Raw genomic sequence first — 20280 nt, 5'->3', positions numbered from 1 at the left:
CTTCCCGGCCGACCGGCACCGCATCCGTCCGCCGAGCCGCACCATTACGGCCTCTCGACATGCGCCATCTGTCAGCGCGCCGCTTCGCTGGCCCGGCTTGGTGCAACCGCGCCGTTCGACTTTCTTCCCCTGGCGTACCGCCATTCCTCGCGAAACAAGAAAGACGAACGGCGCGGTCCTCCACTGCGCTGCGGGCCTGCGGCTGCACCGCCGGTCCCCCGCTGACGACCGATGCGCATCGAGGCCGCGATGGTGCGGCCCGAGCCAAGGAAGGAATGCGACATGGCCAAGATCGGCACGTTCAAGAAAGTCTCCGGAGAATATCGGGGTCAAATCACCACCCTCTCGGTGCAGGCGAAATCGGTTCGCATCGCACCCGAAAAAGACCCGAGCGGCAATGCGCCCAGCCACCGTGTTTTCGTTGGAGACATCGAAGTCGGCGCAGCCTGGGAAAAGCAGACGCAGGACAAGCGCCCTTATCTTTCGGTCAAGCTCGACGATCCGAGCTTCACCGCCCCGATCTTCGCGCAGCTGTTCGCGGGCGAAGGCGATGAGCACGACCTGGTCTGGAGCCGCCAGACCCGCCGCGGCGACTGAGCCGCAGGGACCCGCCCGGCAGCGCCGGGCGGGATACCCATTACTGGGGATGGATATCCCCGCGTCTTGGAATTGGCGCATGCCCGCATATCGCCAACTCTTCGGTCTCCCCGGAGGCTGTTATGGCGATCGAGACGACGGCAAAAAGCGAAGGGCCGCTGCGCCTCGACTTTCCCGGCTACGCCCAGGAGTTTCTGCGCCGCAGTCCGGACTATCGCCGTGACTATCGAAGCGTGATGTCGGATCGCAAGGCCGATCCGGCGTCGCAGGAGGGCATGGCCCGGCGATGGGGCCTCTGCTTTCCCGGTCGATCCGCGTGTTTCGGCGCTCGACGCGCCGGCCTTCTGGGACGCGGCGGTCTGTCCCAATGTCGTGATCCTCGACGCTGCACCACCAATCTTTGCCGCTGACCTGCGCTTCGATCCGGCTCGCTCGACGCATCGCCTTGGTTCCAGGATCGGGCCTGACGGTGGTCATTATATATTGGGCGACGGCCGCATCATGCACCGGATCTGGCTGCGCTGCGATCCGGCGGGTGTTGCGCTTGCTGCGCTGATCCCCTGTGATTCCATGACCGAGACGCGCCTTCAGGCCGTCTCCGATCTCCAACGATGGCTCCGCGGAACAGCGTCCGAGTCGGCAGTGTCTCGGCCGACATCCTACCAGTCGCAGCGCCTCGATCTGCTTCTGTCGATTCTCGATCTTCGCGGGGAACGGAACGCAACCAGCCATGAGGTCGCTCGCCGGCTCATCTACCCGCGCCTGGATGTGGGTCGCGGCGCCGCGTGGAAATCCTCTCCGGAGCGGCGTCGGACCCAGCGGCTGATCCGCGAAGCCGAGGCGCTGGCGGCAGGCGGATACCGCGCGCTGCTGGCAGGCCGGGCGGGGCGACAAAAATAGCAGCGCAAATCAGCCGCTCCCCCGCGCGCGCGCTTTCGCGCCACCACGCGACATCGCCCGCCGGCCCGCGCTTTCCGGTCCGGCCGCTGGAAGGAGCCCCCCATGACCACCGGTCACCCACCGCGTTTTCTGACCACCCCCGATGCCGCAAAGCGCGTCGGCCTCTCGCATCGGACGCTGGAGAAGCACCGCTGCTATGGAACGGGCCCCGCCTATCGCAAGCTTGGCGGCCGCGTCGTCTATGCGATCGACGAACTCGATGCCTGGGTCGAACTTGGCCGGCGTTCGTCGACGTCCGATCCCGGCACCGGCACCGTGCACCCGGCGCGGCAGGTGCAGCGCTAATGCGCGGCGTCGATTTTGAGCAGGCCCTGGGCCCGCAGCTGACCGCAAGGCAGGGCGCCGGCGCAAACGCGTCGCCGTATGACACCGCGCTCACAGAGGTCGAAATGACCTGGATCGAAGGGCGACACGAGCAGTGGATCCGCTTCGGCCGCATCGCAGCCGAGCGCATCTTGAGCCGCGCCAAGCGCGTCGCGGCCTTCCGGCCCGGCGGAGTCTTTGCGTATGTACGCTGGACGTCGAACGACTTCGGGACGATCCATTCGAACATCGCGATTGCCGCGGCGGTGGCGCCTGGCGAGCCTTATTCGACGCTGCCGTTCATCCGTCCCGGCGCCGAAATCCTGGCGCGGATCGACGGCTGGCCGAAAGTGCAACAGGCGCTTGAGGCGATCGACGCGGTCGAAGCGACCGGCATCGATGCCTGCGATGCGGCGCCCGATCATTGGCGCCATGTGGGCAGCCGGATTTCGGCGGGGTTGCCATTCCGGCCCTATTCCCGTGACCGCCATACGGCATGGCTGCGCCGCCGGGCGGTTGAGTCATGAGCCGCCGGGCGCTCCGCGCCACGGCGGCGGCCGCGGCGATCTTCAGCACATCGTTCGTCGCGGTTGCGTGGCTGAGGCCCGCGCCGCGCTTCCTCTGGAATGCGAGCGCCAGCGCTCCGACCGGCCTCTATTGGGTCGATGTGGGCGCGCCGCCGCGGCTCGGCGACCTTGTCGCCATCGCCCCGCCGTCCGCGCTCGGGACATTCCTTGCGCAGCGCGGATATTTGCCGCGCGACGTGCCGCTGCTGAAGCGGGTCGCCGGTCTTCCCGGCGCGCTCGTCTGCCGTTCCGGCGTCTTCGTCACGGTGAACGGCGTCGCGGTCGCCCGCGCGCTGGCGCGCGATCGGGCCGGTCGTCCGCTCCCCGTCTGGACGGGTTGCCGGATCGTTGGCGGTGACGAACTCTTTCTCGTCAATGCGGCGCGCGACAGCCTCGACGGCCGCTATTTCGGGGCGATGCCGGCAGCTGGTCTGCTCGGCACCGCGCACCCGATCCTCACCCGCTCGCATCCGACGGCGGCGCTTCGCTGGGGCTCCGCCGAACCCGACCACCCGCCATCACGCAGCAAGGAGACGTCATCATGATCATCGGGACAATGCGCCGGAATACGACGGGAGGATATTCCGGCTCGATCAAGACGCTCGCGTTCGACGCGCAAATCGAGCTCGCACCGGCAGCCTATTCTGAAAAAGAGAATGCGCCAGGTTGGCGCTTACTGATCGGAGATCCCGCACTCGGTGCGGAGATCGGGGCCGGTTGGGATCGCACGGGTCCGCGCGGTTTATATATTGCGCTGCAGATCGACGACCCGAGCCTTGCTGCGCCGTTGCGCGCAAATCTTGTTCGCCTGGGCCCCGACGACGGCGATTTGTCAATTCTTTGGTCGCGCCCCGAGCCGCAGGCCGGGAGCTGATCCATGGGGCTTCTGCTGCGCTTCGTGGCGGGGGTCGCGCTCCGCGTCAGCGTGCCTTGCGGCGCGCTGCTCGCGTCATTCGCGATTCCGTTGGCCTGCACGCCCGCTGCCGCGTCGGTGCAACCGGTGCGTCATCCTTTTGCCGCTCCGGTCGCCGAAGCGGCACAGCGCTTCGGCATTCCGGAGCTCTGGATCTGGCGCGTGATGCACGCCGAAAGCCGCGGTAAGGTTGGTGCGGTTTCGCACGCCGGGGCGATGGGTCTGATGCAGATCATGCCCGGCACCTGGGCATCGCTGACCGCACGCCATCGGCTCGGGGCGGATCCGTTCGACCCGCGCGCCAATATCCTCGCCGGTGCGGCCTATCTGCGCGCGATGTGGGACCGCTATGGCGACGTCCGATTGATGCTTGCGGCGTACAATGCGGGACCGGGCCGCGCCGATGCCTACGCATCGGGGCGCCGCGGCCTCCCCGCCGAGACGATCGCCTATGTCGCAAAGATCGCGCCCGAATTGCACGCATCGGGCAGCGCTACGGCTGCTCCACAGGCGCCTTCGCCCCCGCCAGGATGGCGCGACGCTGGCCTCTTCACTGAGCGAAATTTGCCGTCTGACGACACACAACCTGCAAGCCCGTCGGGAACGGCTGCGCCTGTCCGGGCTGCAGGTGCTTCGCTTTTCATCCCCTTATCCGTTGGCCGTGACCAGTGACGGACGGCGGGGTCGCTGGGGTTTTTGACGGGCTCTGCTCAGGGCCGGTGGTCGCTTGCTGGAAGGGAAATTGGAGAGGGCAAGATAAAAGCCGTGCCAGCTTCGGGCACTTCATGGTCGGTTTTCCGCGGGTTTGCGCGTATGGCACTGCCGAAATCTGCCATATCTTCGCGTCGAACGCGCCGTATTCCGCCGCTTTTTCGTATGGCACTGATGCGCGGTGACGACCAGGATTTCCGGATCAGGCCGGGACGCAGCCGCGATCGCGGGGCCGGGTCGGCAGGCAAGGGCAAGCGGCTCGCCGCACAGGTGCGCAAGGCGGCCGCCCGGTCGGGCTATACCCGCTCCCGGTCCGGGCGCGGGGCCAGCGGCGGGACCGGTACGCATGGTCGGGGCCGGCGCGCCATGGCGGCGATGCGCCGTCAGCCCGGCGCCCGGCGCGTCACGGTCATGGCGCGCGTCGTCCGCCACCAGGGCGCGCGGTTTCGCGCCGCGCCGCTGGCGCGCCATATCTCCTATCTCGAGCGCGAGGGCGTGACCCGCGATGGGCGCGACGCGAGCATGTTCAATGCTGGCGGCGACGCGGCCGATCGCGATGCCTTCGCCGCGCGCTGCGAGGACGACCGGCACCACTTCCGGCTGATCGTCAGCCCGGAGGATGCCGCCGATCTCGGTGACCTTCGTTCCTTCACGCGCGATCTCATGGCCGACATGGGACGCGATCTCCAGACCCGCCTCGACTGGGTCGCGGTCGATCATTGGAACACCGACAATCCGCATATCCATATCCTCGTGCGCGGCGTTGCCGACGACGGCGCCGATCTCGTCATCGACCGCGGCTATATCGCTTCAGGCATCCGTGGCCGCGCCGAATCTCTTGTGACGCTCGAGCTCGGTCTGCGCAGCGAGCTCGACATACAAAGCGCGCTGGCGCGTGAAGTCGATGCCGAACGCTGGACGAGCCTCGACGTCCGGCTGCAGAGGCTCGCCGACGAAGCGGGCGGCGTCATCGATCTGCGGCCCGCGGCAAACGAAGACCGGCACATGCACGGCCTGCTGGTCGGCCGCGCCGGGCGGCTCGAGCAGATGGGTCTCGCCGAGCGGCAGGGCGCCGGCCTGTGGTCGCTCGGTTCTGGTGCCGAGCAAGCGCTCCGTGAGGTCGCGGTGCGCGGCGATATCATCAAGACGATGCACCGCGCGCTGTCGCGCGGCGGGGGCCGCTTCGATCCCGCCGCGCTTGCACTTCACGACGGCGCACCTGAGACTGCGATCGTGGGCCGCCTTGTCGAGCGAGGGTTGCATGACGAACTCGTCGGCACCGCCTATGCGATCGTCGACGCCGCCGATGGGCGCACCCACCATATCCGCTTCGGCGACATGGAGATGACCGGTGATGCCAGGCCGGGCGCGATCGTCGAACTGCGGAGCTGGGAGGATGGCAATGGGCGCGCGCATATGTCGCTTGCGACGCGCTCGGACCTCCCGCTCGCGTCGCAGGTCACCGCGCCCGGCGCGACCTGGCTCGACCGCCAACTCGTCGCCCGTGAACCGGTCGCGTGCGGGAATGGCTTCGGTCTCGAAATCCGCCAGGCGATGGAGGAGCGGAAGCGCTATCTCGTCGAGCAGGGGCTGGCCTCGCGGGCCGGGGACCGGCTGACCCTGTCGTCCGGACTCATCGACAAGCTCGCGTCGCGAGACCTCGAGACCGCGACCGCATCGATTGCCGAGCGGACCGGCCTTGCCCACAAACCGTCGGCTGCCGGGGATTACGTGAGCGGCATCTACCGCGAGCGCGTCACGCTCGCGTCGGGGCGCTTTGCCATGATTGACGACGGGCTGGGCTTCCAGCTCGTTCCCTGGCGCCCCGCGCTCGACCGCCACCTCGGCCAGCACATCACCGGCACCATGTCCCCCGGCGGCTCGGTCGATTGGGCGCTGGGTCGGGGCATCGGCATTTAGAAAGGCATCGTGCAATGAACGACAAGATCCTCTGGGGCCAGATTGCCGCCGTCGGTTCGATTGTGATTTTCGCCGTGTGGGCAGCGACGCAGTGGACCGCGGGCGCGCTCGGATTTCAGCCGGCGCTCGGCGCGCCCTGGTTTCGTCTTGGTGACTATCCGGTTTATCCGCCGCCCGCCTTCTTCTGGTGGTGGTTTGCCTATGATGCCTATGCGCCGCCGATCTTCTACCGCGGCGCCATGATCGCGGCGTCGGGTGGCTTCATCTCGATCATCGTTGCGATCGCCATGTCGGTGTGGCGCGCCCGCGAGCGGCAGCGCGCCGAAACCTATGGTTCGGCGCGCTGGGCGGAGGCGGGCGATATCCGGCGCGCCGGCATGCTCGGCGATGCCGGGGTCATCCTGGGGCGCTTTGGCCGGACCTATCTGCGCCATGATGGCGCCGAACATATCCTCTGCTTCGCGCCGACCCGTTCGGGCAAAGGCGTGGGTCTTGTCGTACCGACGCTGCTGACCTGGCCGGGCAGCTGTATCGTGCACGATATCAAGGGCGAAAATTGGCAGCTGACGTCGGGTTTCAGGGCGCAGCATGGGCGCGTGCTGCTCTTCGATCCCACCAATATCGCATCGGCCGCTTACAATCCGCTCCTCGAAGTGCGGCGCGGCGCGTGGGAGGTGCGCGACGTGCAGAATGTCGCCGACGTGCTTGTCGATCCGGAAGGCAGCCTCGAGAAGCGCAATCATTGGGAGAAAACGAGCCACTCGCTGCTCGTCGGTGCCATCCTGCATGTTCTTTATGCCGAAGAGGATAAATCGCTAGCAGGCGTCGCGGCCTTCCTCTCCGATCCGCGGCGCGGTATCGCCTCGACCCTGCGCATCATGCAGACGACGGCGCATCTTGGCGAAGCGGGCGTTCATCCCGTCGTCGCCGCGGCAGCGCAAGACCTGCTCAACAAGTCCGCCAACGAGCGCTCGGGTGTCCTTTCGACCGCGATGTCCTTTCTCGGTCTCTACCGCGACCCGGTCATCGCCGCCGTCACCCGCCGGTCCGACTGGCGCATCGCCGACCTTGTGGCGGGAGAGACGCCGACCTCGCTCTATCTCGTCGTGCCGCCCGGCGACATCAGCCGCACCAAGCCGCTTATTCGCCTGATCCTCAATCAGATTGGCCGGCGGCTCACCGAGGAACTCAATCCGCAGGCGCGGCCGCAGCGGCTCCTGCTCATGCTCGACGAATTTCCTGCATTAGGGCGGCTCGATTTCTTCGAGAGCGCGCTCGCCTTCATGGCAGGTTACGGGATCAAGGCGTTCCTGATCGCCCAGTCGCTCAATCAGATCGAGAAGGCCTATGGCCAGAACAACGCCATCCTCGACAATTGTCATGTCCGTGTCAGCTTCGCGACCAATGACGAGCGCACCGCCAAACGCATCTCGGACGCGCTCGGCACAGCGACCGAAATGCGCGCGATGAAAAATTATGCCGGACACCGGCTTTCGCCCTGGCTTGGGCATCTCATGGTCTCGCGGACCGAAACCGCCCGCGCGCTGCTGACTCCCGGCGAGGTCATGCAGCTACCGCCCGATCAGGAAATCGTCATGGTCGCCGGCGTCGCGCCGATCCGGGCGAGCAAGGCCCGATATTACACCGATCCCCGGTTCATGGCGCGGATCCTGCCGCCGCCTGGGCCTTTGGAAGCGGGCGAAGGTCGTCCCGACGACTGGACTGCGCTGGACCGGCCGGATGCCTTGCCAAGTACGACTTTGGAAACCGCAGCTCATGATGAAACCGTCGATGCGGCGGACGGCGAGGAGGATGATAGCGACGCGAACAGCGGTATCCGGCAGGAGCCGGCGATACCCGACCATGAGAATATCGCCCCCGAGCCCGGTCAGGCAGTCAGCGAATTCGATTTCGCAACCGAGGAGCGAGAGGATGACCCCGTCCGCGAGCGCAAGGCGATCGACGGTGCGATGCGCCGCGGCGCCCGGCTCGCGTCGCAAGATCCGGACGACGGGATCGAATTATGAGGAAGTCGTCGGTCAAGCGGACCTTTCGGATCGATAGCGTGTTGGCGCGCCAGCTCGACGAGCGCGCGAGCAGCCGCCGGATCACCCGCACCGACATCGTCGAGGCCGCGCTCGCATCCTTGCTCACCCCCGATCATGAAGAGCGGCTCGAGGCCGTGCTGACGCGGCGGCTCGACCGGCTGTCGCGGCAACTCGACCGGCTCGAATGGCATGTCGAACTGTCGAACGAGGGCTTCGCGCTGTTCGTTCGCTCCTGGCTGATCAACAATCCCCCGCTCCCCGACGCGGCACTCCGGGCGGCGCAGGTGACTGGCAAGAAACGGTGGGAGGCCTTTGTCGATTCGTTGAGCCGCCGCATGGAGCTCGGGCCGAAGCTTGGTGACGAATTGTCTCGCGATGTGGACGGCGATCATTCGTCGCCAGCCGCGAAATAGGCCAGCAGGCGGTTCGCGAGATCGGGCGCCAGCCGGATGAAGTTGCGTCTTCCGTCGTGGCGATCCGGCTCCCGCGCCAACAGCCCCTCGTCGCAAAGGCGCTGCAGCAGTCTGAGGGCCGTCGTTCTCGGAAGGCCCGACGCGATACAAAGCGAGCTGGTCGACACGGATTTCGCCGCGGCTTCATGGACGAAGAGATCGATGAGCATGTCCCAAGCCGGTTCGCCGAACAGGCCTTCTGCGCCGACAAGCTGTCGGCGCAGAAGGCGCCGCCGCCATACGCGCTGCGCGTTGGCAAGCGCCAACTCGGCGTCGGGTGAGTTCCGCCAATCGGCATCTCTGTCCCGAAGTACCGTGCCGGGCGAAGAGGTCCGACCGGACGCAGGTCGTCCCCGGCGGATCATCCGATGCCCCCGGAGCGCGACAACGATATGTTCCAGTATCTCTACGTCGAGCGCTTGTCCGATCGTAGCCAGGCGCTCGGTCGCCTCGATATCGCACCGGCTGGGCGCTGGGTCGCCGCTCGGATGATTATGGACAAGAATGATCGCGGCAGCGTCGAGTTCGATCGCCCGCCGAAATATCGTGCGGGGATAGATTGCGAGATGGCCGAGTGTTCCGCGCTGTAATTGTTCATCCGCGATCAGGCGATGCGACGGGTCAAGGAACAGCACGCGCAGCGCCTCGTCGGGAAGCCCCCCCATCGATGCCGTGAGATAACGCAGCAATTTGGGATTGTCGGGATCGATGCTGCGACCGCTAAGCTGTTCGCGCATGGCTCCCAATGTCGCGCGCCGCGCGGCGACGAGCATCGCGCCGACCGGGCTGTCTTTGCCGAGCGTTCGAGCCAGGGCTTCGGGGGACTGCGCGAAGAGGCGCCCCAGCGTCCTATGTTCCGCGAGCAATCGCTCGGCTAGGGACTCGCAATGCTCGGGATCGATGGCCGCGACGAGATCTGCCAGCATGGCTCGTTGTCGCCGCGAGCCAGCCGACGCTGATGACGCCAGGTTGCGAAGATGAGGATCGCCGGCACCGGCCACGACGTCGCCACCTGCATCGCGAGATACGCCGCCGGGTGCAGCGCCACGTCGAGAATTCGGCTCGTGTGCGCAAGGAGCGGGATCAAGTGCAAGACGGCGATGCACATGGGCCAGAAGCGATGCGCAAGCAGCGCGAGCGTGACGGTGGACGCCGCTCCAAACAGGTCGATCGCGAGATGACCGGTGTCGAGCGACGCGAAGGTCGGCGGCACGAACAGGTGGAGCAATTGATCCAAGCCCACCATCGTTGCTGCGATCGCCGCCATCGTCCGTTCCGGCCCGCCGCCCTTCCAGGCCGCATAGCCGACAGCAACAGCCAAGAAAGCGAGAAACAAGGCGATGCGCATGCCCTGAAACTTTCACGGCTGTCGCTCCCGGTCAACCGGCGTCAGGCCGCGGCCGCCTGCACGCTCGTTCCCGCCTCCGCGATCGACGGGCATTCATGGAGGTCATAGCCCGCCGTCTCGCGCCCGAGATCGGCGAGATCGCCATGAACCCGCAGGAGATCGCCGCTGACATCGACCAGCGCCATTTGCGCCTTCATCAACCGGCGGATCGTTGCCTGCCCTCTGGTCGCCGGCACCCCGGCGGTGTCACGCCGCGCGGTCACGACGCTGGTCATCAGCAAAGACACTGCGATGAGTGCATCGTCGATCCTGACTTCGGCGGCCGGCACGTCGCGGATCAGACGGGCTGCCGTAATGGTAATTGCTTGGGACATGACTTCTCCTCTGCCGGAAGCACCGCTCCGGCTTATTGGTGGTCGACTGGATGAAAGAATCAGCCGGAGATCAGCCGCGTCAGCGTTTCGCCGATCGTCACCCCCGCCAGCGTCAGAAGGATCAATCCGGCAAACATCGCCGCCATGATCCAGACTTTGCTCGAACGCGAGTGATCGCGCCTCCAGAGACCCTTGGGCGGCGGGTCGATCGCAATGGGATGCTTGGTGAGCGATGCTTGATCGTTCAGCGCCAATGCGGCCGGCTCTCCGTCCGGGAAGTTGGATGGCATCAATTTGGCCGGCGCCGGTAGTATGATCGCGTCACATGGGATCCGATCATAGGTCTGTTTGAGACGCGCGTAGCGGACGGCCGCCTCGACTCTACTTGCCGCTCCTAGAATATCGCGCGCGGTCGTGAGCCTGAGATCGACAGCCTGCTTCGAGATATCGAGCCGCCGCGCAATCTGTTTTGAGGTCTGATGCTCAAGCACAAGATCAAGGCAAGCGCGCTGCTTGTCCGTGAGCCGCGCCCAGCACAATTCATCCTCTGACGGCTGCGACCCCGAATCAGTCATTGTTACACTGTTGTCAAAATCGGGCGTTTCACAAGTTCCACCATGATTTTTATCCGTTCCGATGCGGATCGACCTACGCCACGGCCTGTCTTTCTACGAGACGGTACGACGGCGTGAAAACCTTGTTGAATTTGGGTTTCCTCTGCGTCTCTTACTCATCCCCGTCGAGCCGGGCATCGTCGCCAAGGCTCATGAAACGGGGTTCCCGATGGGCGCAGAACCAATCCGGCTGGAGGCACGTCACCGCAGCGCGCGCATGCTGCGCACCGCGATGGGCGGCGCGATCGCGGATTGGCTCGCCGACCGCGAAGTCATCGAAATCATGCTCAACCCCGACGGTCGGCTGTGGGTCGATCGCCTCGGCAAAGGGGTCGAGGACAGTGGTGAAACGCTGAGCGTCGCCGATGGCGAGCGCATCATCCGTCTTGTCGCGCATCATGTCGGCGCCGAAGTGCATGGCAGCGCGCCCCGCGTCTCGGCCGAGCTGCCCGAAGGCGGCGAGCGTTTCGAGGGACTGCTGCCGCCGGTCGTTGCCGCGCCGACCTTTGCGATCCGCAAACCGGCGATCGCGGTCTTCACGCTCGGCGACTATGTGGCCTCGGGCATCATGTCGGCGGAGGCCGCGGACATACTTCGCTGCGGCGTGCGCGACCGGCTCAACATCCTCGTTGCGGGCGGCACCGGGACCGGCAAGACCACGCTGACCAACGCGTTGCTCGCCGAAATTGCCGGAAGCAGCGACCGGATCGTGTTGATTGAGGATACGCGCGAACTGCAGTGCGCGGCGCCCAATCTCGTCGCGATGCGCACCAAGGACGGTGTCGCATCGCTGTCCGATCTCGTCCGCTCCTCGCTGCGCCTCCGGCCCGACCGCATTCCGATCGGCGAGGTGCGCGGCGCCGAAGCACTCGATCTCCTGAAAGCATGGGGCACAGGTCATCCCGGCGGTGTCGGAACGATCCATGCCGGAAGTGCACTTGGCGCGCTGCGCCGCATGGAGCAGCTCATCCAGGAAGCCGTGATCACCGTCCCGCGCGCTCTTCTCGCCGAGACGATCAATCTGGTCGCCGTGCTCGTCCGCGACGGAACGGGCCGGCGCCTCGCCGAACTCGCCCGCATCGACGGCTTCGACCGGCTGAACCTCGAATATCGGCTGACCCCGCTCATCACCCCTGAAGGAGAAAATCGATGATCCATGCCCTCCGGCATGGCGCGCACCGCGCCATGCTCTGCTCCACCGCGCTCTTCGTCGCGCTTGCGGTGTCGGTTCCCGCCCATGCCGGCGGCTCGTCGATGCCGTGGGAGGCGCCGCTCCAGTCGATCCTCGAAAGCATCGAGGGACCGGTTGCGAAGATCGTCGCCGTGATCATCATCATCGTCACGGGGCTCAGCCTTGCCTTCGGCGATACCTCGGGCGGCTTTCGCCGGCTGGTCCAGATCGTCTTCGGCCTGTCGATCGCCTTCGCTGCCTCGAGTTTCTTTCTTTCCTTCTTCTCCTTCGGCGGCGGAGCGCTCGTCTGATGAGCCGGGAAGGGGAAGTGCCGGGCTTCTTTGCGCCGGTCCACCGGGCGCTGGCCGAGCCCATCCTGCTCGGCGGCGCGCCGCGCAGCCTCGCGATCGTCAATGGCACGCTTGCCGGTGCAATTGGTCTCGGCCTCCGCCTCTGGCTCGCCGGGCTCGCGATCTGGGCGATCGGCCACGCCCTCTCGGTCTGGGCCGCGCGCCACGACCCGCAGTTCGTCGACGTCGCCCGGCGTCACCTCAAATATCCCGTCTGGATGCAGCCATGATGAACCTTTCCGAATATCGCACGAAATCCGCCCGCCTCGCCGATTTTCTCCCTTGGGTCTGCCTGGTGGCGGAGGGCGTGGTGCTGAACAAGGACGGCGCCTTCCAGCGCACGGCGCGCTTTCGCGGGCCCGACCTCGACAGCGCCACGCCCGCCGAACTGGTCGCGGTGACCGCGCGCCTCAACAGCGCGCTGCGGCGCCTCGGGTCGGGCTGGGCAGTCTTTGTCGAAGCCCAGCGCGTGCCCGCGGTGACCTATCCGGTGTCCGATTTTCCCGATGCGGTGTCCGAGCTGGTCGATGTCGAACGCCGCGAGCAGTTCCGCGAGGAAGGCGCCCATTTTGAGAGCTTCTATTATCTGACCCTCTTGTGGATGCCGCCGGCAGAGGAAGCGGCGCGCGCCGAGTCCTGGCTCTATGAGGGTCGCTCGAAGACCGGCGTCGATCCCAAGGAATTGCTGAAAAGCTTTATCGACCGCACGGGGCGCATGCTCCATCTCGTCGAGGGCTTCATGCCCGAGGCCGAATGGCTGGGCGACGGCGACACGCTGACCTACCTCCACAGCTGCATCTCGACCAAGGTCCAGCGCGTCCGGGTGCCCGAAACCCCGGCCTATCTCGACGCGCTGCTCGGCGACGAAGCGCTGGTCGGCGGGCTCGAGCCGCGGCTCGGCGATCATCATCTGCGCACCCTCACCATCACCGGCTTCCCAAGCGTCACCTTCCCGGGCCTGCTCGACGAATTGAACCGCCAGGCGTTCGCCTATCGCTGGTCGTCGCGCGCCATCATGCTCGACAAGACCGACGCGACCAAGCTGCTGACCAAGATCCGGCGGCAATGGTTCGCCAAGCGCAAGTCGGTCGCCGCGATCCTCAAGGAGGTGATGACCAACGAGGCCTCTGTCCTGATGGACAGCGATGCCTCAAACAAGGCGGCCGACGCCGACATGGCACTGCAGGAGCTTGGCGCCGACGAGGCGGGCATCGCCTATGTCACGGCGACGATCACTGTATGGGATCGCGATCCGGGCCAAGCGGCCGAGAAGCTGCGCCTCGTCGAGAAGATCGTCCAGAGCCGCGACTTCACCTGCACGGTGGAAGGCGTCAATGCGCTCGAGGCCTGGTTCGGGAGCCTCCCCGGCCATGTCTATGCCAATGTGCGCCAGCCCCCGATTTCGACCCTCAATCTCGCCCACCTCATCCCCCTGTCGGCGGTGTGGGCGGGGGCGGAGCGGGACGAGCATTTCGGTGATGCCCCCTTGCTTTACGGCAAGACCGAAGGTTCGACCCCGTTCCGCTTTTCGCTGCACGTCGGCGACGTCGGCCATTGCCTGGTGGTCGGCCCGACCGGTGCGGGCAAGTCGGTCCTGCTCGCGCTGATGGCGCTCCAGTTCCGCCGCTACGAGGGCAGCCAGATATTCGCCTTCGATTATGGCGGGTCGATCCGCGCCGCGGCGATTGCCATGGGCGGCGACTGGCAGGATCTTGGCGGCGCGCTGCACGATTCCGGCAGCGCCGGGTCGGTCGCTCTGCAACCACTGGCGCGCATCGACGAAGCGGCCGAGCGCGCCTGGGCCGCCGAATGGCTCGCCGCCTTGCTCGCGGGCGAAGGGGTCGACGTCGATCCGGCCGCGAAGGAGCATCTCTGGTCGGCGCTGACCTCGCTCGCGACGGCGCCGATCCGCGAGCGCACGCTGACCGGTCTTGCCGTCCTGATCCAATCGCAAGAGCTGAAGCTCGCGCTTTCGCCCTATCTGGTGGGCGGTCCCTGGGGACGGCTGCTCGACGCCGAGGCCGAGCATCTTGGCGATGCGCGTGTGCAGGCCCTCGAGACCGAAGGGCTGGTCGGCGCCTCGTCGGCCGCCTCGGTCCTCGCCTATCTTTTCCACCGCATCGAGGGCCGCCTCGACGGCTCACCGACGCTGATCATCATCGACGAAGGGTGGCTCGTGCTCGACAGCCCCGCCTTCTCGGCGCAGCTGCGCGAGTGGCTGAAGACGCTCCGCAAGAAAAATGCGAGCGTGATCTTCGCGACACAAAGCCTCGCCGATATCGAGGGCTCGCGCATTGCGCCGGCGATCATCGAGAGCTGTCCGACCCGCATTTTTCTGCCGAATGAACGCGCCGCCGAGCCGCAGATTGCGCGGGTCTATGAACGCTTCGGACTCAACGATCGCCAGATCGAGATATTGAGCCGCGCAACGCCGAAGCGCGACTATTATTGCCAGTCGCGGCGCGGCAACCGGCTGTTCGAACTCGGCCTCGGCGACATCGCGCTCGCTTTCACTGCCGCCTCTTCAAAGACCGACCAGATCAAGATCGGCGAGCTGATCGAGACGCGCGGCCACGCCGATTTTGCCGAATTCTGGCTGCGTCACCGCGGCCTCTTTTGGGCCGCCGATCTGCTTGCGAGCCTCGAAACCCCCGACCAGCTGAAGGAGTCCTTGTTATGAAGAATGTAAAGAACCGCGTGCTGCTTGCTGCCCTGCTCGCCGGATCGACGTGGATCGCGGGCGGGTTGACGGTTCCCGCCGCGGCGCAGATCGGCGGCATCGTCCACGATCCGCGCAACTATGCGCAGAATATCCTGACTGCCGCGCGCACCCTCGAGCAGATCAACAATCAGATCTCCATGCTGCAAAACCAGGCGACGTCGCTGGCGAACGAGGCGCGCAATCTGACGAGCCTGCCCGTCTCGACGCTGCAGGAATTGCAAGGCCAGGTTGATCGCACCCGCCAATTGCTGAGCGAGGCGCAGCGCGTGGCTTATGACGTCGGCGATATCCAGACCGCTTTCGATGCGCGCTACAAGGGCGCAGCCTTGTCGGGGCCGCAGGCGGCGATGGTCGCCAATGCCGAGGCGCGTTGGAACGACAGCGTCGGCGCGTTTCAGGATGCGATGAAGGTGCAGGCCGGCGTCGTCACCAACATCGGCGGCACGCGCCAGTCGATCGGAACCCTCGTCTCGGCGAGCCAGTCGGCGACCGGCGCCTTGCAGGCGGCGCAGGCGGGCAACCAGATCCTCGCCGTCCAGTCGCAGCAGCTTTCCGACCTTACCGCCGCTCTCGCCGCGCAGGGCCGCGCGCAGATGCTCGACGCTGCGCGCAGCGCCGCCGACGAGGCCGAAGGCCGCGAGCGCTTCCGCCGCTTCCGCAAGGGCAATTGAGATGGGCCGGGCGGCGAAGATAGCGGCGGTCGCGGTGCTGGGCGGCCTGCTCATGACGCTGGCAATTCTGTATGCGTCATCGCCGCCTACGCCTCGTGCGCCCGTCCCCCCGATCTCCAGGGCGGGCGCACACCCGGCTGCCCCCGACGTCGCCGAGCGCTGCCGCACGGTCACGGTCGCCGATGCGGACTGTGAAGCGGCTTGGGACGCCAAGCACCGCCATTTCTTTGGACAGAAGGACTAGCCCGATGGAAGACACCGGCGTTATCGACCAGTTTCTGGCGGTCTTCTCGACTTATATCGACAGCGGCTTCGGCCTGCTCGGGGGCGAAGTCGGTTTTCTCTCCTCGACCCTCATCGTCATCGATGTGACGATCGCCGCGCTGTTCTGGGCGTGGGGCACGGACGAGGACATCATCCAGCGGCTCGTCAAGAAGACCCTCTATATCGGCGTCTTCGCCTTCATCATCGGCAACTTCCAGGCGCTGGCCGTCATCATGCTCGAAAGCTTCGCTGGCCTCGGCCTCAAGGCGAGCGGCGGCGCGATGGCGATCGGCGACTTCATGCGTCCGGGCGTCGTCGCCGCGACCGGCATCGATGCGGCGCAGCCCCTGCTCGATGCGTCGGCGGACCTCGTCGGCCCGGTCGGTCTCTTCACCAACTTCGTGCAGATCATGATCCTGCTGATCGCCTGGGTGATCGTCGTCCTCGCCTTCTTCATTCTCGCGGTGCAGGTCTTCGTCACCATTTTGGAATTCAAGCTGGTGACGCTCGCGGGCTTCGTGTTGCTGCCGTTCGCCTTCTTCGGCCGCACCGCCTTCATGGCCGAACGCGTGCTCGGCCACATCATTTCGTCGGGCATCAAGGTGCTCGTTCTCGCGGTGATCACAGGCATCGGGGTGACCCTGTTCGACCGCTTCATGCAGGCCGGGCTCGGCCCTGAACCCGACATCGAGCAGGTCATGGCGATCGCGCTCGGCGCACTGACGCTGCTCGGCCTCGGCATCTTCGGCCCATCAATCGCCAACGGCATCGTCGCTGGAGGGCCGCAGCTGGGAGCAGGGGCAGCCGCGGGCACCGCAGTCGCCGCAGGCGCGACGCTTGCCGCCGGGGCGGCTGGCGCGACCCTGGCCACCGGCGCGGCTGCAGCGGCGGCGCGCGGCACGGCTGCTGCTGGTGCGCGCGGAGCGGGGAGCGCGTCGGCCGCTTATGCGGCGGGTGCGGCCGGGAAGAGCGGGGCGACGGCCATCGGCGGGGGACTTGCGAATGTGGCACGTACCGCAGCCAGCGGCGCAGCCTCACCCGTTCGCAGCATGGCCGAACGGGTTCGCGCGAATTTCGCGGCGGGCCGTACCGGTCCCGCCGATAGCGCGGCGCCAGCGCAAGCCGCGAGCGCGCCTCCGGCCTGGGCGGCGGCGATGCGGCGGCGCCAGACCATGACGCATGGCGCGACCATCGGCGCGCAGACGCTCAAGAGCGGCGACAGCCACGGGGCCGGCTCGGCGCCGAACATCAGCGAAAAGGACTGATCCCATGTTCAAAAGACCCACCATTCATTACGGCCGCGCGCCCGAGCCGGTCACGCCCTACCAGCGCGCCGCGCAGGTCTGGGATGACCGCATCGGCTCGGCGCGCGTCCAGGCCAGGAACTGGCGGTTCGCCTTCTTCGGCTCGCTCCTCCTCTCGGGCGGTCTTGCCGGCGGCCTCATCTGGCACTCGGCGCGCGGCACGATCACGCCGTGGATCGTCGAGGTCGACAAGCTCGGCGAAGCGCGCGCCGTCGCGCCGGCGGACGAGGATTATCAGCCGACCGATCCGCAGACAGCTTTCCATCTTGCGCGTTTCATCGAGCATGTCCGTTCGATCCCCGCCGATCCGGTGGTGCTGCGCAAGGACTGGCTGTCGGCCTATGACTTCACCACCGCGGCGGGCGCGCAAGCGCTCAACGACTATGCGCGGAACAACGACCCCTTTGCCGAGGTCGGCAAGGTGCAGGTCGCGGTTGATGTCTCAAGCGTGATCCGCGCCTCGAAGGACAGCTTTCGCATCGCCTGGACGGAGCGGCGCTATCAGGATGGCAGCCTGATCGAGAGCTCGCGCTGGTCGGCCATCCTCACCGTGACCCATGTGCCGCCGCGCACTCCCGATGCGCTCCGCCGCAACCCGCTCGGAGTCTTTGTGTCCGCCATCTCATGGTCGAAGGAGCTCAGCCAATGATCGCCATTTCCCGCATTTTGCTGCTCGCCGGCGGCGCATCGCTCGGCCTTGCACCGCCCTCGATCGCGGCCGACGGCCGCGATCCCTGGCAGAATGTCGGGCGCGCCAACGATGCCGCCCGCGTGCAGCCCGATCGCGCGACTTTCCTCAATGCGATCCAGAAATATGCCTGGGCGGAAGGCGCCCTGTTCCAGGTCTATGCCTCGCCGGGGCAGGTGACCGATATCGTGCTGCAGGAAGGCGAGGAACTAGTCGGACCCGGCCCGGTCGCTGCTGGCGACACTGTGCGGTGGATCATCGGCGATACGGTGAGCGGCAGCGGAGCGAGCCGCCGGATTCATATCCTGGTGAAGCCAACGCGGGCCGACATCATGACGAATATCGTCATCAACACGAGCCGCCGAACCTATCACCTCGAGCTGCGGGCGACGCCCGCCACCTATATGGCCTCGGTGTCCTGGTCCTATCCGGAAGCCGAACTGATCGCGCTGCGCGCCGCCGCGACTGAACGCGAACGCGCCGCGCCCGTGGCTGCAGGGCTCGATCTAGCTGCGCTTAATTTTCGCTACCGGCTTTCGGGCGACAAGCCCGACTGGCGCCCGGTCCGTGTTTTCGATGACGGGCGGCAAATTTTCATCGAGTTTGGCGACGGCATTGCGACCGGCGACATGCCGCCGCTGTTCGCGGCGGCTGAGAAGGGGGCGGCAGAGCTGCTGAACTACCGTGTCCATGGCCGCTTCATGATCGTCGATCGCCTGTTCGACCGCGGTGAGCTTCGCATGGGCGCCGGCCGCGCGGCGCGCAAAGTCGTCATCGAGCGGGGGCGCTCGTGAGCGGGCCGGAACGGGAAGAGGAGGAGGAGGAGGTTGCTGCGGTGCCTGCCGCTGCCCCTTCTCTAAGCGCCGAACCCTTTCGGCTCGGCGCAGAGCCGCCCCAAGTGATGCGGCTTTCGCGCAAGGCGCTTGCTATAATCGGTGGTGCGTCTGGGGTCGCGATCGGCGGTGCGCTTCTTTACGCGCTGCAACCTAGCAAGCCGAAGGTCGCCGAGAATCTTTACGATAGCGATCGCTCGAACAAGTCCGAGCTCGTGACGGGCGCGCCCGGTGACTATGGCAAGATCCCGAAACTTGGCGATCCACTCCCGGGCGATCTTGGCCGGCCAATCCTCGCTGCGCGCAAGAATGGCGAGACTGTCCCTGTGACGCCAATGGGCGCGCCGCCTCTGCCCGATCCGCGGGCGGCGGCGGCGGAGCAAGCGCGGATCCGCACCGCGCAAGAGATTGAATCGGCGCGCGCGAGCCGTCTCTTTCTGGGCGGTGCGCTAGCCGTCGCCGCCGGCGTGCCGGCGCTCGACGTGGGCCGCGTACCGACCGCTGTTGCCGCGCCAGCGTCTTCGGGTCCCGCCGACCGGCAACGGGGTTTTATTGGACCGGCTAATCCCCGCCCATACGAAAGTGCGTCGCGTCTGGTCGACCCGTCGTCGCCCTATGTCGTTCAGGCGGGTGCCGTCATTCCGGCGGCCCTGATCACCGGCATCCGGTCTGACCTACCGGGGCAGATTACCGCCCAGGTTACTCAAAATATCTATGACAGCCCGACGGGACGGATCCTGCTCATCCCGCAAGGCGCGCGTCTCGTCGGCGAATATGACAGCGAAATCGCCGCAGGGCAGAGCCGCATGTTGCTCGTATGGGACCGCTTGATCCTTCCTGGCGGGCGATCGATCACTCTCGACCGTCTCCCGGGCGCGGATGGCGCGGGCATGGCGGGTCTTGCCGACCGGACCGACTATCATTGGGGCCATATGGTGAAAGCCGCGCTTGTCTCCACGCTGATGGGGGTCGGCGCCGAGTTAGGCGCCGGTGACGAGGATCGTCTCGTGCAGGCCGCGCGCGCCGGGACGCAGGATAGCATCAACGAAACGGGGCGACAGGTCGTCGAGCGGCAACTGCGCATTCCGCCTTCGATAACGATCCGGCCCGGATTCGCGCTTCGCGTCATCGTCACCCGCGATATGATCCTCGAACCTTTCAACGGGAGCGGGCGATGACCAAGCTCAGGCTTGGCCCAATTTTGGAGGAGAAGCCGGTCAAGCTGACGCTCGAACTACCGGGTGAACTGGTCCGCGAGCTTGCGCAATATGCGGTGGTTCATGCGAAGCTGACGGGACTTGCAGCGCCGCTGCCGCCCGAGCGAATTATTCCCGCAATGATCGGACGTTTTATAGCGAGTGATCGCGAGTTCAAAAAGCAGCGGCGGCGCTGAAACAGATGTTTGGAAATTCAGCATCATAGCAGAAACCCGCATTGTCGCTCTCTTTGAACAGCTGCTGTTCCGTGATGC

At 66.3% G+C, this 20280-nt stretch carries 26 protein-coding genes; 22 read left to right on the top strand and 4 right to left on the bottom strand.

From position 1 onward, the window contains the following. Window positions 1-282: 282 nt before the first annotated feature. From HEQ22_RS16990 to HEQ22_RS16940, 11 genes are all read left to right on the top strand, one after another. Window positions 283-597: a DUF736 domain-containing protein gene (locus HEQ22_RS16990; RefSeq protein WP_432769007.1), complete on the top strand. Its 315-nt coding sequence runs from the start codon at window positions 283-285 to the stop codon at window positions 595-597. Between the two features lie 122 nt (window positions 598-719). Beyond that, entirely contained in the window at window positions 720-1007 is a 288-nt protein-coding gene (locus HEQ22_RS16985) for a transcriptional regulator domain-containing protein (protein ID WP_432769006.1), read from the top strand. Beyond that, window positions 970-1497, top strand: a complete 528-nt coding sequence (locus HEQ22_RS16980; RefSeq protein WP_432769005.1) for a DUF2285 domain-containing protein — start codon at window positions 970-972, stop codon at window positions 1495-1497. Before HEQ22_RS16985 ends, HEQ22_RS16980 begins: the two co-directional genes overlap by 38 nt. Before the next feature lie 102 nt (window positions 1498-1599). Beyond that, entirely contained in the window at window positions 1600-1842 is a 243-nt protein-coding gene (locus HEQ22_RS16975) for a helix-turn-helix transcriptional regulator (RefSeq protein ID WP_037557574.1), read from the top strand. A gap of 104 nt (window positions 1843-1946) precedes the next feature. Next, window positions 1947-2387 carry a DUF2840 domain-containing protein gene (locus HEQ22_RS16970; RefSeq protein WP_432770902.1) on the top strand — a complete coding sequence of 147 codons (441 nt, stop codon included), beginning with the start codon at window positions 1947-1949 and terminating at the stop codon, window positions 2385-2387. Next, complete coding sequence (locus HEQ22_RS16965; protein ID WP_432769004.1) at window positions 2384-2971, top strand: S26 family signal peptidase; 588 nt, start codon at window positions 2384-2386, stop codon at window positions 2969-2971. The genes HEQ22_RS16970 and HEQ22_RS16965 overlap by 4 nt, the downstream gene beginning before the upstream one ends. Continuing rightward, window positions 2968-3300: a DUF736 domain-containing protein gene (locus HEQ22_RS16960; RefSeq protein ID WP_432769003.1), complete on the top strand. Its 333-nt coding sequence runs from the start codon at window positions 2968-2970 to the stop codon at window positions 3298-3300. Before HEQ22_RS16965 ends, HEQ22_RS16960 begins: the two co-directional genes overlap by 4 nt. Before the next feature lie 3 nt (window positions 3301-3303). Continuing rightward, the gene (locus tag HEQ22_RS16955; RefSeq protein WP_432769002.1) at window positions 3304-4011 is read left to right on the top strand and encodes a lytic transglycosylase domain-containing protein; all 708 of its coding nucleotides are present in this window, start codon (window positions 3304-3306) and stop codon (window positions 4009-4011) included. Between the two features lie 213 nt (window positions 4012-4224). Further along, window positions 4225-5970: a relaxase/mobilization nuclease domain-containing protein gene (locus tag HEQ22_RS16950; protein WP_432770901.1), complete on the top strand. Its 1746-nt coding sequence runs from the start codon at window positions 4225-4227 to the stop codon at window positions 5968-5970. 14 nt (window positions 5971-5984) lie between these two features. Further along, entirely contained in the window at window positions 5985-7997 is a 2013-nt protein-coding gene (locus HEQ22_RS16945; protein WP_432769001.1) for a conjugal transfer protein TraG, read from the top strand. Continuing rightward, on the top strand, window positions 7994-8431 hold the full coding sequence (locus HEQ22_RS16940; protein ID WP_037557578.1) for a hypothetical protein: 438 nt from the start codon (window positions 7994-7996) through the stop codon (window positions 8429-8431). Before HEQ22_RS16945 ends, HEQ22_RS16940 begins: the two co-directional genes overlap by 4 nt. Here the strand turns inward: HEQ22_RS16940 and HEQ22_RS16935 are convergent. Genes HEQ22_RS16935 through HEQ22_RS16920 form a run of 4 tightly spaced genes read right to left on the bottom strand, consistent with a single transcriptional unit; the run spans window position 8407 to window position 10767 of the window. After that, the gene (locus HEQ22_RS16935; RefSeq protein ID WP_432769000.1) at window positions 8407-9396 is read right to left on the bottom strand and encodes a JAB domain-containing protein; all 990 of its coding nucleotides are present in this window, start codon (window positions 9394-9396) and stop codon (window positions 8407-8409) included. The two genes, HEQ22_RS16940 and HEQ22_RS16935, sit on opposite strands and share 25 nt — an antisense overlap. Continuing rightward, complete coding sequence (locus HEQ22_RS16930) at window positions 9345-9818, bottom strand: hypothetical protein (RefSeq protein ID WP_432768999.1); 474 nt, start codon at window positions 9816-9818, stop codon at window positions 9345-9347. Before HEQ22_RS16930 ends, HEQ22_RS16935 begins: the two co-directional genes overlap by 52 nt. 41 nt (window positions 9819-9859) lie before the next feature. Beyond that, the gene (locus HEQ22_RS16925; protein ID WP_432768998.1) at window positions 9860-10192 is read right to left on the bottom strand and encodes a hypothetical protein; all 333 of its coding nucleotides are present in this window, start codon (window positions 10190-10192) and stop codon (window positions 9860-9862) included. A gap of 59 nt (window positions 10193-10251) precedes the next feature. Then, the gene (locus tag HEQ22_RS16920; RefSeq protein ID WP_432768997.1) at window positions 10252-10767 is read right to left on the bottom strand and encodes a LuxR C-terminal-related transcriptional regulator; all 516 of its coding nucleotides are present in this window, start codon (window positions 10765-10767) and stop codon (window positions 10252-10254) included. Between the two features lie 208 nt (window positions 10768-10975). Between HEQ22_RS16920 and trbB the strand changes: the two genes are divergently transcribed. Genes trbB through HEQ22_RS16865 form a run of 11 tightly spaced genes read left to right on the top strand, consistent with a single transcriptional unit; the run spans window position 10976 to window position 20202 of the window. Further along, on the top strand, window positions 10976-11959 hold the full coding sequence (gene trbB / locus HEQ22_RS16915) for a P-type conjugative transfer ATPase TrbB (protein ID WP_432768996.1): 984 nt from the start codon (window positions 10976-10978) through the stop codon (window positions 11957-11959). Continuing rightward, window positions 11956-12288 (top strand): TrbC/VirB2 family protein, encoded by a 333-nt coding sequence (locus tag HEQ22_RS16910; protein WP_432768995.1) that lies wholly within the window; start codon window positions 11956-11958, stop codon window positions 12286-12288. Before trbB ends, HEQ22_RS16910 begins: the two co-directional genes overlap by 4 nt. Then, entirely contained in the window at window positions 12288-12557 is a 270-nt protein-coding gene (locus tag HEQ22_RS16905) for a VirB3 family type IV secretion system protein (protein WP_432768994.1), read from the top strand. Before HEQ22_RS16910 ends, HEQ22_RS16905 begins: the two co-directional genes overlap by 1 nt. Next, a complete protein-coding gene (trbE, locus tag HEQ22_RS16900) occupies window positions 12554-15007 on the top strand; it encodes a conjugal transfer protein TrbE (protein WP_432768993.1) in 2454 nt (817 codons plus the stop codon). The genes HEQ22_RS16905 and trbE overlap by 4 nt, the downstream gene beginning before the upstream one ends. Continuing rightward, window positions 15004-15720: a P-type conjugative transfer protein TrbJ gene (gene trbJ / locus HEQ22_RS16895; RefSeq protein WP_432768992.1), complete on the top strand. Its 717-nt coding sequence runs from the start codon at window positions 15004-15006 to the stop codon at window positions 15718-15720. Before trbE ends, trbJ begins: the two co-directional genes overlap by 4 nt. Before the next feature lies 1 nt (window position 15721). Further along, entirely contained in the window at window positions 15722-15964 is a 243-nt protein-coding gene (trbK-alt, locus tag HEQ22_RS16890; protein ID WP_432768991.1) for a putative entry exclusion protein TrbK-alt, read from the top strand. Between the two features lie 4 nt (window positions 15965-15968). After that, entirely contained in the window at window positions 15969-17249 is a 1281-nt protein-coding gene (gene trbL, locus HEQ22_RS16885) for a P-type conjugative transfer protein TrbL (RefSeq protein ID WP_432768990.1), read from the top strand. Between the two features lie 4 nt (window positions 17250-17253). Beyond that, window positions 17254-17937: a conjugal transfer protein TrbF gene (trbF, locus tag HEQ22_RS16880; protein ID WP_432768989.1), complete on the top strand. Its 684-nt coding sequence runs from the start codon at window positions 17254-17256 to the stop codon at window positions 17935-17937. After that, window positions 17934-18770 carry a P-type conjugative transfer protein TrbG gene (gene trbG / locus HEQ22_RS16875; protein WP_432768988.1) on the top strand — a complete coding sequence of 279 codons (837 nt, stop codon included), beginning with the start codon at window positions 17934-17936 and terminating at the stop codon, window positions 18768-18770. The genes trbF and trbG overlap by 4 nt, the downstream gene beginning before the upstream one ends. Continuing rightward, complete coding sequence (locus HEQ22_RS16870) at window positions 18767-19987, top strand: TrbI/VirB10 family protein (protein WP_432768987.1); 1221 nt, start codon at window positions 18767-18769, stop codon at window positions 19985-19987. Before trbG ends, HEQ22_RS16870 begins: the two co-directional genes overlap by 4 nt. Further along, window positions 19984-20202, top strand: coding sequence for a DUF2274 domain-containing protein (locus tag HEQ22_RS16865; protein ID WP_432768986.1), 219 nt, complete (start codon window positions 19984-19986; stop codon window positions 20200-20202). The genes HEQ22_RS16870 and HEQ22_RS16865 overlap by 4 nt, the downstream gene beginning before the upstream one ends. The last annotated feature ends 78 nt before the right edge of the window (window positions 20203-20280 follow it).

The sequence above is a fragment of the Sphingopyxis sp. genome, from assembly GCF_050916055.1.
Taxonomy (GTDB): Bacteria; Pseudomonadota; Alphaproteobacteria; order Sphingomonadales; family Sphingomonadaceae; genus Sphingopyxis.
The sequence above is the reverse complement of the archived record's forward strand: the minus strand, read 5'-3'. Positions and strand labels throughout refer to the sequence as shown.

Bases quoted from the DNA above. Each gene is read 5' to 3' on its own strand.
- trbJ (WP_432768992.1), top strand. From the start codon at position 15,004: ATGAAGAATGTAAAGAACCGCGTGCTGCTTGCTGCCCTGCTCGCCGGA.
- HEQ22_RS16925 (WP_432768998.1), bottom strand. From the start codon at position 10,192: ATGTCCCAAGCAATTACCATTACGGCAGCCCGTCTGATCCGCGACGTG.
- trbF (WP_432768989.1), top strand. From the start codon at position 17,254: ATGTTCAAAAGACCCACCATTCATTACGGCCGCGCGCCCGAGCCGGTC.
- HEQ22_RS16905 (WP_432768994.1), top strand. From the start codon at position 12,288: ATGAGCCGGGAAGGGGAAGTGCCGGGCTTCTTTGCGCCGGTCCACCGG.
- trbK-alt (WP_432768991.1), top strand. From the start codon at position 15,722: ATGGGCCGGGCGGCGAAGATAGCGGCGGTCGCGGTGCTGGGCGGCCTG.
- HEQ22_RS16955 (WP_432769002.1), top strand. From the start codon at position 3,304: ATGGGGCTTCTGCTGCGCTTCGTGGCGGGGGTCGCGCTCCGCGTCAGC.
- trbB (WP_432768996.1), top strand. From the start codon at position 10,976: ATGGGCGCAGAACCAATCCGGCTGGAGGCACGTCACCGCAGCGCGCGC.
- HEQ22_RS16965 (WP_432769004.1), top strand. From the start codon at position 2,384: ATGAGCCGCCGGGCGCTCCGCGCCACGGCGGCGGCCGCGGCGATCTTC.
- trbE (WP_432768993.1), top strand. From the start codon at position 12,554: ATGATGAACCTTTCCGAATATCGCACGAAATCCGCCCGCCTCGCCGAT.
- trbG (WP_432768988.1), top strand. From the start codon at position 17,934: ATGATCGCCATTTCCCGCATTTTGCTGCTCGCCGGCGGCGCATCGCTC.
- HEQ22_RS16910 (WP_432768995.1), top strand. From the start codon at position 11,956: ATGATCCATGCCCTCCGGCATGGCGCGCACCGCGCCATGCTCTGCTCC.
- HEQ22_RS16970 (WP_432770902.1), top strand. From the start codon at position 1,947: ATGACCTGGATCGAAGGGCGACACGAGCAGTGGATCCGCTTCGGCCGC.
- HEQ22_RS16865 (WP_432768986.1), top strand. From the start codon at position 19,984: ATGACCAAGCTCAGGCTTGGCCCAATTTTGGAGGAGAAGCCGGTCAAG.
- HEQ22_RS16985 (WP_432769006.1), top strand. From the start codon at position 720: ATGGCGATCGAGACGACGGCAAAAAGCGAAGGGCCGCTGCGCCTCGAC.
- HEQ22_RS16920 (WP_432768997.1), bottom strand. From the start codon at position 10,767: ATGACTGATTCGGGGTCGCAGCCGTCAGAGGATGAATTGTGCTGGGCG.
- HEQ22_RS16945 (WP_432769001.1), top strand. From the start codon at position 5,985: ATGAACGACAAGATCCTCTGGGGCCAGATTGCCGCCGTCGGTTCGATT.
- HEQ22_RS16930 (WP_432768999.1), bottom strand. From the start codon at position 9,818: ATGCGCATCGCCTTGTTTCTCGCTTTCTTGGCTGTTGCTGTCGGCTAT.
- HEQ22_RS16990 (WP_432769007.1), top strand. From the start codon at position 283: ATGGCCAAGATCGGCACGTTCAAGAAAGTCTCCGGAGAATATCGGGGT.
- HEQ22_RS16940 (WP_037557578.1), top strand. From the start codon at position 7,994: ATGAGGAAGTCGTCGGTCAAGCGGACCTTTCGGATCGATAGCGTGTTG.
- HEQ22_RS16975 (WP_037557574.1), top strand. From the start codon at position 1,600: ATGACCACCGGTCACCCACCGCGTTTTCTGACCACCCCCGATGCCGCA.
- HEQ22_RS16950 (WP_432770901.1), top strand. From the start codon at position 4,225: ATGCGCGGTGACGACCAGGATTTCCGGATCAGGCCGGGACGCAGCCGC.
- HEQ22_RS16960 (WP_432769003.1), top strand. From the start codon at position 2,968: ATGATCATCGGGACAATGCGCCGGAATACGACGGGAGGATATTCCGGC.
- trbL (WP_432768990.1), top strand. From the start codon at position 15,969: ATGGAAGACACCGGCGTTATCGACCAGTTTCTGGCGGTCTTCTCGACT.
- HEQ22_RS16935 (WP_432769000.1), bottom strand. From the start codon at position 9,396: ATGCTGGCAGATCTCGTCGCGGCCATCGATCCCGAGCATTGCGAGTCC.